Here is a 15,314-nt window from a genome sequence, read left to right as displayed (position 1 = left end):
TAGTGAAAATAACAATTATAAAAAAACTCTTGTCATTATTTTAAAACTATGTAAATATAGGTGTCAAGACAGTTGAAAAGTGTAAAGTAGGAGGCAACAATTATGCCAAGTGCAGATGTCTTAATTATTGGAAGTGGCGTTGCGGCACTTCGTGTTGCAAAAGAGATTTGTCACGAAAAGAATGTGATTATTATCACAAAGGAAACGAATCGTAATAATAATACATATTTAGCGCAAGGTGGAATTGCCGCAGCCGTAGCTACATATGACAATCCAAATGATCATTTTGAAGATACGTTAGTAGCAGGATGTCATTATAACAATGAAGATGCGGTTCGTTATTTAGTTGAAGAAGGGCCGAAAGAAATGAATCATCTCATTGAAAATGGAATGAAATTTGATGGAGATGAAACGGGCCCTCACCTTGGAAAAGAAGGTGCACATCGGAAGCGGCGTATTTTACATGCAGGTGGCGATGCAACAGGAAAGAATTTATTGGAGCATTTCATTCAAGAAGTAGTTCCGTACGTTACGGTAGTGGAACAGGAAATGGTGCTTGATTTTATTATAGAAAACGAAAAATGTGCTGGAGTTTTAACGCGAGATAGTGAAGGGGAGTTAAAGCGTTATGATGCAGATTATACGGTGTTAGCCTCAGGCGGGATTGGTGGTTTATATGCCTTTACTTCTAATGACAAAACAATTACGGGTGATGGACTTGCGATGGTGTACCGCGCGGGTGGGGAGCTTGCAGATTTAGAATTTGTACAATTCCATCCAACGATGTTATACGCGGGCGGACGATGCTGTGGCCTCGTTTCTGAAGCTGTCCGTGGTGAAGGAGCTGTCCTTATAAATGGAAAAGGGCAGCGTTTTATGATGGATATACATCCAGATCATGATCTCGCACCGCGTGATGTAGTGGCAAGAGCGATTCATGAACAGCTTTTGGCGGGTGAAAAAGTGTATTTGAATATCGAGTCTATCCAAAATTTTGAAGAACGTTTTCCGACTGTATCATCATTGTGTAAAAAGAATGGTGTTCATATAAATGAAAAACGTATTCCGGTCGTACCGGGTGCTCATTTCCATATGGGCGGCGTGAAAACAAACTGTGATGGAGAGACGTCCATTCCACATTTATATGCGGTTGGTGAAGTAGCTTGTAACGGTGTTCATGGAGCAAATAGATTAGCGAGTAATTCATTATTAGAAGGTCTTGTGTTTGGAAAAAGAATAGGACAGCATCTTTTAACGAAAGCGACAAAAGACAGATTGAACAACTTTGCTGAGAAGGAAAAGAAGTTTATCGTTCTGAATCATTTGCCGACCAAAGAGGAAATACAAGAATGCATGATGAAATATGTTGGGATTGTGCGAACAGAGCAAAGTTTATCTTATGCAAAGAGATGGCTTAGTAAGTACGGTGTTCGAAATATGATATTACAACATGATGTTCTTACAAATGAAGAGATAACGCTTATTAATATGTTAACAGTTTGTGAGCTTATCGTCGTATCAGCTTTGCAAAGAGAAGAAAGCATTGGTGGCCATTATCGAAGTGATTATCCACATAGAAATAGCGTAAAAAAAGAAATCGTTCGAGTGAAAAGAAAACTACAACTTGTGTAATGAGGGGAAGAGGGGTTTTATGAATACGATAAAGGTTAAAGAAGCATTAAATCGATTTTTTCTAGAAGATATAGGAGAAAGAGATGTAACATCTCAGCTTATTTTTCCAGATAATTTACTTTCAAAAGGAACGTTTCTTGCAAAGGATACAGGAGTCTTTGCGGGACGTTTAGTCATTGAAGAAGGGTTTAAATTAATTGATGAGAGAATTAAAGTGGAGCTTCATAAAAAAGATGGAGATCTTGTAGAAAAAGGCGAAATAATTGCAACTGTCCAAGGACCAATCGCATCGTTATTAACGGCAGAGCGCGTTATATTAAACGTTATCCAGCGTATGAGTGGGATAGCGACAATGACATACGAGGCTGTTCGTGCCTTAGATAGCAGCCATACACGTATTTGTGATACGCGAAAAACGATGCCAGGGCTACGTATGTTTGATAAGTATGCAGTCGTGTGCGGAGGCGGATTTAATCACCGTTTCGGCTTATATGACGGTGTCATGATCAAAGATAATCATATTGCTTTTGCTGGTTCTATTACGAAAGCTGTTACATCAGTGAAAGAAAAGTTAGGACATATGGTGAAAGTAGAAGTTGAAACGGAAACAGAGGAGCAAGTGAGAGAGGCTGTAGCTGCTGGTGCAGATATTATTATGTTTGATAACCGTACGCCAGATGAGATTCGGGAGTTTTCAAAGATTGTGCCAAGCGCTATCGTGACGGAAGCTTCAGGGGGCATTACAATTGAAGATTTATCGAAATACGGAAAAACAGGGGTAGATTATATTTCACTTGGAGCGTTAACACATTCAGTGAAAGCACTTGATATTAGTTTCAATATTGAGGCGTAAGGAAAGTGGCTTAGAGGGGGAGAAAGAAATATGAGTATTTTAGAAAAAGTACAACCGATTGAAACGATGTTACCAGAGCGTTATTACACGATGTCAACAGAAAACATGGAAAAGCGGGTTCGTGAAATTAAAGAAAAAATGGGGGAAACGCTATTTATTCCAGGACATCATTACCAAAAAGATGAAGTGGTACAATTTTCTGATGCGGCAGGAGATTCACTTCAGCTTGCGCAAGTTGCAGCGAGCAATAAAGACGCAAAATATATTGTATTTTGTGGTGTACACTTTATGGCAGAAACAGCAGATATGTTAACGACAGATGATCAAATTGTTATTTTGCCAGATATGCGTGCAGGGTGTTCGATGGCAGATATGGCAGATATAGAACAAACAGAAATAGCGTGGAAAGAGCTCACAAAATTATTTGGAGATACGATGATTCCGTTAACGTATGTGAACTCTACGGCTGCAATTAAAGCGTTTTGTGGTCGTAATGGCGGAGCAACAGTAACTTCTTCTAATGCAAAACAAATGGTATCATGGGCTTTTACGCAAAAAGAGCGTCTCGTTTTTTTACCGGATCAACATTTAGGAAGAAATACAGCGTACGATTTAGGTATCCCGTTAGATAAAATGGCAGTATGGGATCCACATACTGATTCATTAGAGTATGATGGAGATATAGAAGAAATTCAAGTGATTTTATGGAAAGGGCATTGTTCAGTTCATCAAAACTTTACAGTGAAAAATATAGAGAATGTACGGAGAAATCATCCGGATATGAATATTATTGTACATCCGGAATGTTGCTACGAAGTTGTAGCTGCTTCGGATTATGCAGGTTCAACGAAATACATTATTGATATGATTGAAGCGGCTCCATCCGGAAGTAAATGGGCGATTGGTACAGAAATGAATTTAGTGAACCGAATTATTCAACAACATCCAGATAAAGAAATTGTTTCACTTAACCCCTTTATGTGTCCATGTTTAACAATGAACCGAATCGATCTGCCGCACTTATTATGGGCACTTGAAAAGATAGAAAAAGGAGAAGAAATTAACGTTATTAGCGTAGATAAACAAGTGACTGAAGAGGCAGTTCTTGCATTAAATCGTATGTTAGAGCGTGTGTAAAGCAGCGGATTCCCGTTGCTTTTTTTCGTACATATAATCATAACGAGAACAAAATGGGCATACATTGTTTTGAAGAAATCATTGCGATTATCTTATACTTATTCCGCTTCTAATGATATCGAAAATCGAAGAAGTGATACAAGTGAAAAGAGGTTAACGTTATTTAGAAAGGGTTACTTCATGAGATTTGTTACTTATAGATAAGTTATACAGGAGGGGGAAAATTTGAAAATTCATATCGTGCAAAAAGGGGATACCCTTTGGAAAATTGCGAAAAAGTACGGAGTGGATTTTGATACGTTGAAAAAAACAAATACACAACTTAGCAATCCAGATTTAATTATGCCAGGTATGAAAATTAAAGTACCATCAAACAGTGTACACGTAAAACAGCATGCTGGAGCAGGTTCAGCACCTCCAAAACAATATGTAAAAGAAGTGCAACAAAAAGAATTTGCAGCAACGCCAACGCCGCTTGGAATAGAAGACGAGGAAGAAGTTACGTATCAATCAGCACCAATTACACAAGAGCCTGCCATGCAACAAACACAAAAAGAAGTGCAAGTAAAACCACAGAAGGAAATGCAAGTGAAATCACAAAAAGAAGTACAGGTAAAACCACAGAAGGAAATACAAGTGAAGCCACAAAAGGAAGTACAGGTGAAACCGCAAAAAGAGGTGCAAAAAGAACAGCCAATTCAAAAAGAAAAACCAGTTGAAAAACCGTCAGTTATTCAAAAACCACCTGTTATAGAAAAACAAAAACCAGCGGAAAAAGAAAATACGAAGTTTTCGGTAAATGTGTTACCGCAGCCGCCGCAACCACCAATAAAAACGAAAAAAGAATATAAAATTTCAGATGTAATTAAAAAAGGAAGCGAGTTAATTGCTCCTCAAATTACTAAAATGAAACCTAATAACATTATTTCTCCGCAAACGAAAAAAGATAATATAATATCACCGCAAGTAAAGAAAGAAAATGTAGGAAACATAGTGTCACCGCAAGTAAAGAAAGAAAATGTAGGAAACATAGTGTCACCGCAAGTAAAGAAAGAAAATGTAGGAAACATAGTGTCACCGCAAGTAAAGAAAGAAAATGTAGGGAACATAGTGTCGCCGCAAGTGAAGAAAGAAAATGTAGGGAACATAGTGTCGCCGCAAGTGAAGAAAGAAAATGTAGGAAACATAGTATCACCACAAGTAAAGAAAGAAAATGTAGGAAATATAGTGTCACCAAATGTATCGAAAGAAAATGTAGTTATTCCGCAAGTAAAACCACCAAATATTCAAGTGCCAAACATCATGCCAATCATGGATAATAATCAGCCACCAAACATCATGCCAATTATGGATAATAATCAGCCACCAAACATCATGCCAATCATGGATAATAATCAGCCACCAAACATCATGCCAATCATGGATAACAATCAGCCACCAAACATGATGCCAATTATGGATAATAATCAGCCACCAAACATGATGCCAATTATGGATAATAATCAGCCACCAAACATGATGCCAATCATGGATAACAATCAGCCGCCAAACATGATGCCAATTATGGATAATAATCAGCCACCAAACATGATGCCAATTATCGATAACAATCAAATGCCAAATATGATGCCAATCATGGATAACAATCAACCGCCGAATATGATGCCATATCAAATGCCGTACCAACAGCCTATGATGCCGCCGAATCCGTATTATCAACAACAAAATCCATATCAAATGCCATATCAGCAAGGAGCACCGTTTGGACCGCAATATACGTCTATGCCAAATCCAAATATGATGCCGATAGATAATAATATGCCGCCGCTCGTGCAAGGAGAGGAAGATTGTGGATGCGGAGGAGAGAGTAGGCTATATAGTCCGCAACCTGGAGGGCCACAATACGCGAATCCTTTATATTATCAACCAACTCAATCAGCATATGCACCACAGCCAGGAACGATGTATTATCAACCAGATCCGCCAAATGTATTTGGGGAGCCAGTTTCAGAAGAAGAGGATGAAGAAGTTTAAAAAAGGTGGGATTATTCCCACCTTTTTTGTATGTAGATTCATTCCGGAAACGAAAGATTTACACCAAATGTTAGAAAATCCCCAGTGAAATATTAACAGTGTAAAAACCTTCTCTGTTACTCATCATAAGAGGGAGCTTTTCAGAAGAGAAGCTCATTCTAACAGAGGGGGTTTTTGTATTGAATACGAAAGTAAAAGTGATTGCTGCTTCTTTGTTAGTTACTAGTGCATTAGCTGCATGTGGTACACCAAAAGATAACAATGCAATGGATGGACGTAACTACAATTACGAGCGTACATCTTATAATGATACGCACCAGTATCGTGATAATGTGGCGCGTAACGATCGTTATACAGACTATGTGACATATAGAAATGGTCGTAACGATACAGGATACAACTATTACCGTGATGTAAATTACAACGGTCAAATTGCTAATCCGCATCCAACACGTAATATTACAATGAACAATTCATACATTAACAATGATGGTAAAACTGCAGAAAGAATTACGAATCGTGTGAAACGTATGAATAACGTAGACCGCGTGTCTACAGTTGTATATGGAAACGATGTAGCGATTGCAGTAAAACCACGTAACACGGTGACAAATGAAACGGCGATGGCGAACGAAATTCGTCAAGCTGTTGCAAATGAAGTTGGAAACAGAAACGTATATGTTTCTGTAAGAAATGACATGTTTACTCGTGTCGATGCAATGAGTACACGCTTGCGTAACGGTACAGTTACAAACGATTTTAATCGTGACATAGTAAATATGTTCCGAGACATTCGTTACGGTTTAACTGGTACAGTGCGATAGCAAAATAAAAGAGGAAGGATAGCCCTTCCTCTTTATTCATCGTTGTCTTGTAAACGACGCTTTTTTATAAAATAACTAACGGAGTAAGAGACTAAAAAGCATATGAAGAGAATGCTACCTGTTAAAATAGCTTCAAAGAGAGGTCTTTCTGGACTGAAAATAATATAAATAATAGCCATAATAATTCCAACGATAAGGGAGCGAAAGACAAGTTTATAGTAAGGAGTTAATTGGATATCCTTTTCGCTTTCTTCTACATCAATTGAAACGCTTAACTGTAAATAACTAAGCACAATACTTGTAAGAATAAATAATAGCCATAATGGAGATTTCGTAATTTGATCTAGTCCTTTAGTGAATCCGATATAGCCTAAAATTCCAATTATACCAAGTGATTGAAAAAGAAAGGCAATACGTATATTTTTTAATGTTTGCAGAATGAGACGTTCATCTTTTATTTTTTTCACAATATCCATCTCCTGTTTATGATGATTTCGCTGTTACGTTAATTGTAACATATATATTGCATTTATCAATTTATAATTTACATATAATTTGTTTGGATGAAAGAGGAAATAAAATTTTTTTATAAACGTGTTGCACTTATACGTTATTAATGTTATATTAGCAAAGCGATGAGCTAATTTACGTAAGACGAGAGATATGCTTAAGTGCTAAACACGCGAATGTGGTCGCCTGGTCTCTCGCCGTAAACGCATCAAGACGCCTGCTTTGCAGGCGTCTTTCATTTTATATGAATGTAATGGGAAGAATGGAGAAATCCAAGCTTCCCTTTTTTATTGGAATAAAAGTCGGAAAATAAAGTTATTTACAAGTGTATATGAAAGAGTTACTATTTAATGGTAATATATTACATGTTTTTTATATATAAAAGGTTGGGATGAATAGGATATGGAGAATTTTGAATGTAGAAATACAGAAGTTGTATTAGAGAAATTTCAGGTCGTAACACCTATATTTCAGGCGTTGGGGGATGAGAATCGTCAGCAAATTATTATGCTATTGTTAGAAAACAAACAGATGAATGTAACGCAAATAACAGATAAAATGGGGATTTCTAGACCAGCTGTTTCACACCATTTAAAAATTTTAAAACAAGCAGAACTAATTGTAGCGGATCGACATGGAAAAGAAATTTTTTATTCTATAATAGCCGGAGAATTTTTAAAACAGGTGAAGGATTTACTTCAAGCAATAGAATCGAATTATTAATTTTTTTTAACTAACAAGTAAATAAGTTTAAACTTTTAAACTTATTTACTTGAAAGGGGTAATAAAAATGAAAAAAATAAATCGTATGTATGTCATTATGTTACTTGTTCCTTTATTTTGGGGTGGCTCTTTTGCAACAGCAGAGCATGTTATTACTGAAATTCCACCGATTACTGCGGCAACAATTCGTTTTGGCTTAGCAGGTTGTATTTTAATAGGCATAGTTTTTATGAAATCTGAATGGAATACAAGTTTGTTATTAAAGAATTGGAAAGGGCTGTTATTTGTATCATTAACAGGTATTTTTGGCTATAATGTTTTTTTCTTTATGGGACTTAACTATACTTCTACTCTGAATGGCTCGCTTATTATTGCTACAATGCCCGTTTTTGTAACCTTAGGAGCAATATTATTTTTTAAAGAGTCTTGGAGTATAAAAGTCGGAATAAGTTTAATGTTGTCCCTTATCGGTGTCATAGTTGTGATTACGAGTGGTTCAATGAATACACTTATGTCTTTGTCATTTAATAAGGGAGATCTTTTATTTATAGCTGCTTTAATCTGTGGGGTGTTATATAGTTTAACAGGAAAAAAAGTTATGAGTGGTGTCTCCCCTTTGTTAACTACAATGAGTATGACGGTATTAGGTACTGTGTTTTTAGCGGGCCTTTCTCTATATGAAGATGGATGGGGAAAGGTTGGGGCGTTTTCTTTACAGGGATGGATAGAAATGTTGTATATGGTCATATGCGGGACGTTAATTGGATATATCGTGTTTAATAAAGGAGTAGAAGAGCTAGGTGCAAGCAAAGCGAGTATGTATTTAAATCTAACTCCTATTGTAGCTACTTGTATATCAGTTGTCCTATATGGAGCAGCTGTTACGTGGCAACAAATAGTTGGAATGGCAATCGTATTAATTGGAGTCTATATAGCGACGGTACAATCCAATAAAGATATAAAAAAGCTTTCAAGTAATCAATATGTTTCGAAATAGGTAGAAATCATTGGACTCTATAAGTCTTAATGAGAGTAATCTATGAATTAGGGATAAAACCCCCATTTCCGGAAAAACTACTAATGAAAGTATGATCTTGCCTAAAAGAGGTGAACGGAAATGAAATGGATACTGATTGCGATGCAAGCTTTCGTTATGATGTTTTGTTTCGTTTATGGAACGAATGCGAAGGCGGAAGGGCCAGTACCAGAAGTAACAGAGAAAGACCCTCAAGTTACAATTTTATTAGAGCGAATGTATGTTGATGGAGAAGTAAGTGAGGAAATCTTTACAGAAAAAGTAGCAGACTTAGAAAAGTTTTTACAGCAGTATAAAGAATGGCAGCTCGTTGATCGTGATGATGTACAAATCGTATTACAAAAGAAAGTTGACGATATTTCTCCGTTATTAAAAACGAGCGGTTATTTTGGAGTGTCAGAGGAAGGGATATTACAAATTTTCAAAGGTGTACCGAAAAGCGATAATGCGATTCATTCCTTCTTTCAAATTGATATGAAAAAGCTTGAGAGTTATGAGCGTGCGAAATTGAAACGTGGTATTCGTATTAAATCAAAAGAAGGTTTTGTGAAGACGATTGAAAAAATGAAACAATATGCAGTGCAAAATAAGAAAAAAAGCAGCTCATGGTGAGCTGCTTTTTTTCTTATTTATTTTTATCTAAAATTTGTTTTGCGATTTCATCGATTAGCATATCTTTTCCGATTGGATTGAAAGCTTTCGTATTGAAGATTTCGTTTGATACTTCATATACATGATTGTTTTTCACAGCTTTATTGTCTTTCCAAACGGCACTGTTTTTGTAGTCTTCGTAAACTTTATCAGCTTCGCCGCCAAAGTTTACAATAAACATTTGATCAGGTTGGAATGCAACAAGACCTTCTAGCGATACTTGCGCCATCGTTTGTTTTAAATCTGTACCTTTTGTTGCTGGAAGTTTTAAGTCGTTAAAGATGATGTCACCGTACCCGAAGCTACCGTATACACGGAAGTTTTGTGGTGTAACTGCGATGAACATAAAGCTCTCATCTTTTGTTTTCTCTTTAATCTTTTTAGATAAAGAGTCGGCTTTTTTATCGTAGTCTGCAATCCATTTGTCGGCTTTCTTTTCTTCGTCAAATAGTTTACCTACTTCTTTAAACTTACCACGCCAGTCTTCTAAGTTTGTTTCTAGAACAACTGTCGGTGCTACTTTTTCTAGTTGATCATAAATTTTTAATTGACGGTTGTTCAAAATAATTAAGTCTGGTTTTAAAGCAGTAACAGCTTCTAAATCAACTTTAGGTGCCCAATACCAACCTACTGCTTTTACTCCGTCTAGCTTTTCTGTCAAATGCTTTTGGATTTTATCTTTATATGTATTTGCTGTACCAACAGGTTTGTGTCCAAGAAGTAATAATTCTTCTGTTGAACCAGATAAATCAACAATTCTCTTTGGATTTACTGGAATTGTAGCTTCCCCTTTAGCGTGTTTTACAATTTTTGTTTTCGGTTGTTCTTTTGCTTTTGATTCTTCTTTTTGAGAAGAACAGCCAACGATAGAAAGAACAACTAGCATAATAGTAAATAAAATAAATAGTTTCTGTTTCATCCTGATGTAACCCCTTTAATTAGTATTGATAATCATTATCGACTTCTGTATATTAATGTGCTTTAACCTTTCTGTCAATGAAAATAACAGAAGTTTCAAATAGAGAACATTTGTTGGGGCAGTCTCGCTTTTCTATCATTAAATATGTTAAAATGGAATACATGATTTAAGAGGGAGAGATTGTATTTTGTTTGAATATGTTACAGGTTACGTGGAGTATGTAGGACCGGAATATGTCGTAATTGATCATAATGGAATTGGTTATCAAATTTTCACACCGAATCCGTATGTATTTCAAAGAAGTAAGCAAGAAATCCGTGTCTATACATATCATTATGTGAGAGAAGATATTATGGCGCTTTACGGGTTTAAAACACGTGAAGAGCGTTTATTATTTACAAAGTTGTTAGGTGTGTCTGGTATTGGACCAAAAGGCGCTCTTGCAATATTAGCTTCTGGTCAAACAGGACAGGTCGTTCAAGCGATTGAACATGAGGACGAGAAGTTTTTAGTGAAGTTCCCGGGCGTAGGAAAGAAAACAGCGCGCCAAATGATTTTAGATTTAAAAGGAAAACTAGCAGACGTTGTACCAGATGCATTTGTTGATTTATTCTCAGACGAAGAACGTTTTGATGAGAAGAAAGGTTCGTCAGCTGAGCTTGATGAGGCGCTGGAAGCTCTGCGCGCACTTGGATACGCGGAACGAGAAGTTTCTCGCGTTGTACCAGAGTTATTAAAAGAATCATTAACGACGGATCAGTATATTAAAAAGGCACTTAGTCTTTTACTAAATGGTAAGAGGTGAGTATAATGGACGAACGTCTCCTTTCAGGGGAATCTGCATATGAAGATGCGGATTTAGAATATTCATTACGGCCACAGACGCTCCGTCAGTATATTGGCCAAGATAAAGCGAAACATAATTTAGAAGTGTTTATTGAAGCGGCGAAAATGCGTGAAGAAACGTTAGATCACGTGCTTTTATATGGACCACCAGGACTTGGTAAAACGACGCTTGCAAATATTATTGCCAATGAAATGGGCGTAAATGTTAGAACAACTTCAGGTCCAGCAATCGAAAGGCCAGGAGATTTAGCAGCTGTATTAACATCGCTTCAACCAGGGGATGTATTATTTATTGATGAAATTCATCGTTTGCATAGATCAATTGAAGAAGTACTATATCCTGCGATGGAAGATTTTTGCCTTGATATTGTCATTGGAAAAGGACCGTCAGCAAGGTCTGTACGTTTAGATTTACCGCCATTTACATTAGTTGGAGCAACGACGCGTGCGGGAGCATTATCAGCGCCATTACGTGACCGTTTCGGTGTACTTTCAAGATTAGAGTATTACACAGTAGATCAGCTTTCTGCGATTGTGGAACGTACAGGAGAAGTATTTGAAGTTGAAATTGATTCGTTAGCTGCACTAGAAATTGCAAGACGCGCTCGTGGTACACCTCGTATTGCGAATCGTTTATTACGACGTGTACGAGATTTCGCACAAGTTCGTGGTAACGGAACAGTTACGATGGAAATTACACAAATGGCGTTAGAACTACTGCAAGTAGATAAATTAGGTCTAGATCATATTGACCATAAATTATTGCTTGGTATTATTGAGAAATTCCGCGGTGGCCCAGTTGGATTAGAAACGGTTTCGGCAACGATTGGAGAAGAATCTCATACGATTGAAGATGTGTATGAGCCGTATTTATTACAAATTGGCTTTTTACAACGAACGCCAAGGGGTCGAATTGTAACGCCACTTGCATATGAGCATTTTGGAATGGAGATGCCAGAAGTATGACGGAGATGCCAAAATTGCTTATTACAGCAGGGATCTTACTTATCGTTGTTGGCTTAGCTTGGAAGTTCATTGGAAGACTTCCAGGCGATATTTTTGTGAAAAAAGGAAACGTTACCTTTTATTTTCCTATCATTACATGTATTGTGTTAAGTATTGTATTATCTTTTATTATGTATATAATAAATCGATTCAAATAAGAAATAGGTGGATATAGTTATGGATATTAATCTGTTTGATTTTCATTTACCAGAAGAACTTATTGCACAAGTCCCATTAGAAGAGCGTGAAACATCAAGATTAATGGTGTTAGACCGTGAAACAGGCGATATTGAGCATAAACATTTTACAGACATTCTTTCTTACTTACATGAGGGGGATTGCTTAGTTTTAAATGAAACGAAAGTAATGCCTGCTCGTCTGCATGGTGTGAAAGAAGATACAGGCGCACACATTGAAGTACTTCTTTTAAAACAAGAAGAAGGCGATAAGTGGGAGACGCTTGTTAAGCCAGCGAAACGTGTAAAAGAAGGAACTGTTATCTCTTTTGGCGAAGGAAAATTAAAAGCAACTTGCACAGGAACTGCAGATCAAGGTGGACGTCAGCTTGAATTTTCATATGACGGCATCTTCTATGAAATTTTAGATGAACTTGGAGAAATGCCACTTCCTCCATATATTAAAGAGACGCTAGAAGATCGCGATCGCTATCAAACAGTATATGCGAAAGAAATCGGTTCAGCAGCAGCGCCGACTGCAGGACTTCATTTTACAGAAGAGTTACTGGAAAAGTTAAAACAAAAAGGCGTTGAGTTAGCATTTATTACACTTCACGTAGGGCTTGGAACATTTAGACCAGTTTCTGCTGATACGATTGAAGAGCACCATATGCACGCAGAATATTACCATATGTCTGAAGAGACGGCGGCATTATTAAACCGTGTAAGAGAGAATGGTGGCCGTATTATTACGGTAGGTACGACTTCAACTCGTACGTTAGAAACAATTGCGACAGATCATGACGGCAAGCTTTGTGCTGCTTCTGGCTGGACAGACATTTTTATGTACCCAGGTTACGAATTTAAAGCAATTGATGGTTTAATTACAAACTTCCACTTACCGAAATCAACATTAATTATGCTTGTAAGTGCATTTGCAAACAGAGATAATGTACTTCATGCTTATAATGAAGCAGTAAAAGAAAAATATCGTTTCTTTAGCTTTGGTGATGCAATGTTCGTTGCCTCTCACGCTAAAATGGGAAACAAATAAAAGGAGTAAATTATGACAGCAATTCGTTATGAATTTATTAAAACTTGTAAACAAACAGGTGCCCGTTTAGGACGTGTACATACGCCACACGGTTCATTTGATACACCAACATTTATGCCAGTTGGTACGCTTGCAACAGTTAAGACAATGTCACCAGAAGAATTAAAAGCAATGGATTCTGGCATTATTTTAAGTAATACGTATCATTTATGGCTACGTCCAGGTCACGAAATCATTCGTGAAGCAGGCGGTTTGCATAAATTTATGAACTGGGATCGTGCAATCTTAACGGACTCTGGTGGTTTCCAAGTATTCAGTTTAAGTGACTTCCGTCGCATTGAAGAGGAAGGTGTTCATTTCCGTAACCACTTAAATGGAGATAAATTATTCTTATCACCAGAAAAAGCGATGGAAATTCAAAATGCATTAGGTTCAGATATTATGATGGCATTTGATGAGTGCCCACCGTTCCCAGCTACTTTTGAATATATGAAGAAGTCTGTAGAGCGTACAAGCCGTTGGGCAGAGCGTTGCTTAAAAGCACATGAACGTCCGCAAGATCAAGGTTTATTCGGTATTGTACAGGGTGGGGAGTTCGAAGAGCTTCGTCGCCAAAGTGCAAAAGATCTTGTTTCAATGGACTTCCCTGGTTACGCGGTAGGTGGTTTATCTGTAGGTGAGCCGAAAGATATTATGAACCGTGTACTTGAGTTTACAACACCGCTTCTTCCAGATAATAAGCCACGTTACTTAATGGGAGTAGGTTCTCCTGACTCGTTAATCGATGGTGCAATTCGTGGTATTGATATGTTTGACTGCGTACTTCCAACTCGTATCGCTCGAAATGGTACATGTATGACAAGTGAAGGCCGTCTAGTTGTCAAAAATGCGAAATTCGCAAGAGATTTCGGTCCGCTTGATCCAAACTGTGATTGCTACACATGTAAGAATTATTCTCGTGCGTACATTCGTCACTTAATGAAATGTGATGAAACGTTCGGAATTCGTTTAACGTCTTATCACAACCTTCATTTTCTGTTAAACTTAATGGAGCAGGTGAGACAAGCTATTCGTGAAGACCGTCTTGGCGATTTCCGCGAAGAATTCTTTGAACAGTATGGCTTTAATAAACCGAATGCTAAAAACTTCTAATACATAATTTAAAAGGAGGAACAAAAGATGAATCCAGGTATGATGAATATCGTTATGATCGTTGCGATGTTTGCGATTTTCTATTTCTTATTAATTCGCCCGCAACAAAAACGTCAAAAAGCAGTTGCTCAAATGCAAAGTGAGTTAAAAAAAGGTGATGCTATCGTAACAATCGGTGGCTTACACGGTACAATTGAATCAGTAGATGAGACGAAAATCGTTATTAAATCTGGTGGTTCACACTTAACTTTCGATCGTAATGCGATTCGTGAAGTTGTGAAAAACTAATGAGGAAGGCCCTGCATGAAATGTGCAGGGCCTTTTTTTAGTTATTTTGTTTGGACATATTTACACCGAAAATGCCACCAAGTGTACTCGCGCCCATTAATGCTAATTGGTAAAGTAACTGCGAGTTCGATAAAGTTTGAGAGAAGCCTAAATAGTTAACTAGAAAAACAAGTATGGTGAATGTAAGTCCTGTTGTGAAGCCTACTAGCCAACCTTTCCCTTGTGCTTTTTTGCCGGCAGTAAATCCGGATATAAGCATTGATAAAAGAGCTAGTATAAAAATAGTAACGGCTAACGTCCCTTCAGTCATATCAGTAAACTTTAATAAAAGAGCCATAACCATGCTAGTAATTGATGCGAGAATTAATAAGGTAATGATACCGAAGCCGATTGCAGTTGATAATTTTTTCGTTCCACCCATTTATACATTCCCCCTTTTTAATACAAGCATATTTTCCTTTTGCCTAAGTTAGA

Annotated in this window: 16 protein-coding genes and 1 pseudogene; 14 read left to right on the top strand and 3 right to left on the bottom strand. The window is 37.2% G+C overall.

Annotated features, from left to right (window positions below; all coding sequences use genetic code 11):
- Window positions 1-102 precede the first annotated feature (102 nt).
- The 5 genes and pseudogenes from nadB (at window position 103) to ACTFSI_RS04495 (ending at window position 6,480) form a co-directional block, all read left to right on the top strand.
- A complete protein-coding gene (nadB, locus tag ACTFSI_RS04515) occupies window positions 103-1,632 on the top strand; it encodes an L-aspartate oxidase (protein ID WP_440045244.1) in 1,530 nt (509 codons plus the stop codon).
- Window positions 1,633-1,651: 19 nt separating this feature from the next.
- Entirely contained in the window at window positions 1,652-2,485 is an 834-nt protein-coding gene (gene nadC, locus ACTFSI_RS04510) for a carboxylating nicotinate-nucleotide diphosphorylase (protein WP_001092219.1), read from the top strand.
- A 30-nt stretch (window positions 2,486-2,515) separates the two neighbouring features.
- On the top strand, window positions 2,516-3,622 hold the full coding sequence (gene nadA, locus ACTFSI_RS04505; protein ID WP_044791209.1) for a quinolinate synthase NadA: 1,107 nt from the start codon (window positions 2,516-2,518) through the stop codon (window positions 3,620-3,622).
- 225 nt (window positions 3,623-3,847) lie between these two features.
- Window positions 3,848-4,004 (top strand): annotated as a pseudogene (safA, locus tag ACTFSI_RS04500) (SafA/ExsA family spore coat assembly protein); the annotation flags it as partial.
- Between the two features lie 1,831 nt (window positions 4,005-5,835).
- Complete coding sequence (locus tag ACTFSI_RS04495) at window positions 5,836-6,480, top strand: YhcN/YlaJ family sporulation lipoprotein (RefSeq protein WP_001093528.1); 645 nt, start codon at window positions 5,836-5,838, stop codon at window positions 6,478-6,480.
- Window positions 6,481-6,512: 32 nt separating this feature from the next.
- Here the strand turns inward: ACTFSI_RS04495 and ACTFSI_RS04490 are convergent, their stop codons facing one another.
- Window positions 6,513-6,947, bottom strand: a complete 435-nt coding sequence (locus ACTFSI_RS04490; RefSeq protein ID WP_014893501.1) for a hypothetical protein — start codon at window positions 6,945-6,947, stop codon at window positions 6,513-6,515.
- A gap of 445 nt (window positions 6,948-7,392) precedes the next feature.
- On the opposite strand from ACTFSI_RS04490, the gene ACTFSI_RS04485 reads away from it, so the two are divergent.
- From ACTFSI_RS04485 to ACTFSI_RS04475, 3 genes are all read left to right on the top strand, one after another.
- Window positions 7,393-7,713, top strand: a complete 321-nt coding sequence (locus ACTFSI_RS04485; protein ID WP_000426918.1) for an ArsR/SmtB family transcription factor — start codon at window positions 7,393-7,395, stop codon at window positions 7,711-7,713.
- A 67-nt stretch (window positions 7,714-7,780) separates the two neighbouring features.
- Window positions 7,781-8,710: a DMT family transporter gene (locus ACTFSI_RS04480; RefSeq protein ID WP_000723577.1), complete on the top strand. Its 930-nt coding sequence runs from the start codon at window positions 7,781-7,783 to the stop codon at window positions 8,708-8,710.
- A 120-nt stretch (window positions 8,711-8,830) separates the two neighbouring features.
- On the top strand, window positions 8,831-9,361 hold the full coding sequence (locus tag ACTFSI_RS04475; RefSeq protein WP_000871180.1) for a BofC C-terminal domain-containing protein: 531 nt from the start codon (window positions 8,831-8,833) through the stop codon (window positions 9,359-9,361).
- Between the two features lie 13 nt (window positions 9,362-9,374).
- On the opposite strand, the gene ACTFSI_RS04470 is transcribed toward ACTFSI_RS04475, so the two are convergent.
- Complete coding sequence (locus ACTFSI_RS04470) at window positions 9,375-10,319, bottom strand: iron-hydroxamate ABC transporter substrate-binding protein (protein WP_000810668.1); 945 nt, start codon at window positions 10,317-10,319, stop codon at window positions 9,375-9,377.
- A gap of 187 nt (window positions 10,320-10,506) precedes the next feature.
- Between ACTFSI_RS04470 and ruvA the strand changes: the two genes are divergently transcribed.
- Genes ruvA through yajC form a run of 6 tightly spaced genes read left to right on the top strand, consistent with a single transcriptional unit; the run spans window position 10,507 to window position 14,840 of the window.
- A complete protein-coding gene (ruvA, locus tag ACTFSI_RS04465; protein WP_000464508.1) occupies window positions 10,507-11,124 on the top strand; it encodes a Holliday junction DNA helicase RuvA in 618 nt (205 codons plus the stop codon).
- Between the two features lie 5 nt (window positions 11,125-11,129).
- A complete protein-coding gene (gene ruvB, locus ACTFSI_RS04460; RefSeq protein ID WP_000344458.1) occupies window positions 11,130-12,131 on the top strand; it encodes a Holliday junction branch migration DNA helicase RuvB in 1,002 nt (333 codons plus the stop codon).
- The gene (locus ACTFSI_RS04455) at window positions 12,128-12,328 is read left to right on the top strand and encodes a DUF2905 domain-containing protein (protein ID WP_000138162.1); all 201 of its coding nucleotides are present in this window, start codon (window positions 12,128-12,130) and stop codon (window positions 12,326-12,328) included. Before ruvB ends, ACTFSI_RS04455 begins: the two co-directional genes overlap by 4 nt.
- 19 nt (window positions 12,329-12,347) lie before the next feature.
- The gene (gene queA / locus ACTFSI_RS04450) at window positions 12,348-13,400 is read left to right on the top strand and encodes a tRNA preQ1(34) S-adenosylmethionine ribosyltransferase-isomerase QueA (protein ID WP_000354031.1); all 1,053 of its coding nucleotides are present in this window, start codon (window positions 12,348-12,350) and stop codon (window positions 13,398-13,400) included.
- A 12-nt stretch (window positions 13,401-13,412) separates the two neighbouring features.
- Complete coding sequence (gene tgt, locus ACTFSI_RS04445) at window positions 13,413-14,552, top strand: tRNA guanosine(34) transglycosylase Tgt (protein WP_000125362.1); 1,140 nt, start codon at window positions 13,413-13,415, stop codon at window positions 14,550-14,552.
- A gap of 27 nt (window positions 14,553-14,579) precedes the next feature.
- Entirely contained in the window at window positions 14,580-14,840 is a 261-nt protein-coding gene (gene yajC, locus ACTFSI_RS04440) for a preprotein translocase subunit YajC (RefSeq protein ID WP_001068066.1), read from the top strand.
- Between the two features lie 37 nt (window positions 14,841-14,877).
- On the opposite strand, the gene ACTFSI_RS04435 is transcribed toward yajC, so the two are convergent.
- Window positions 14,878-15,261, bottom strand: coding sequence for a TIGR04086 family membrane protein (locus ACTFSI_RS04435; protein ID WP_044793743.1), 384 nt, complete (start codon window positions 15,259-15,261; stop codon window positions 14,878-14,880).
- Between the last annotated feature and the right edge of the window lie 53 nt (window positions 15,262-15,314).

Origin of the sequence: Bacillus cereus group sp. MYBK101-2 (genome assembly GCF_051918845.1) — a bacterium.
Classification (GTDB): Bacteria; Bacillota; Bacilli; order Bacillales; family Bacillaceae_G; genus Bacillus_A; species Bacillus_A paranthracis.
Note: the sequence above shows the minus strand (reverse complement) of the source record. Positions and strands in the feature narration are given on the sequence as shown.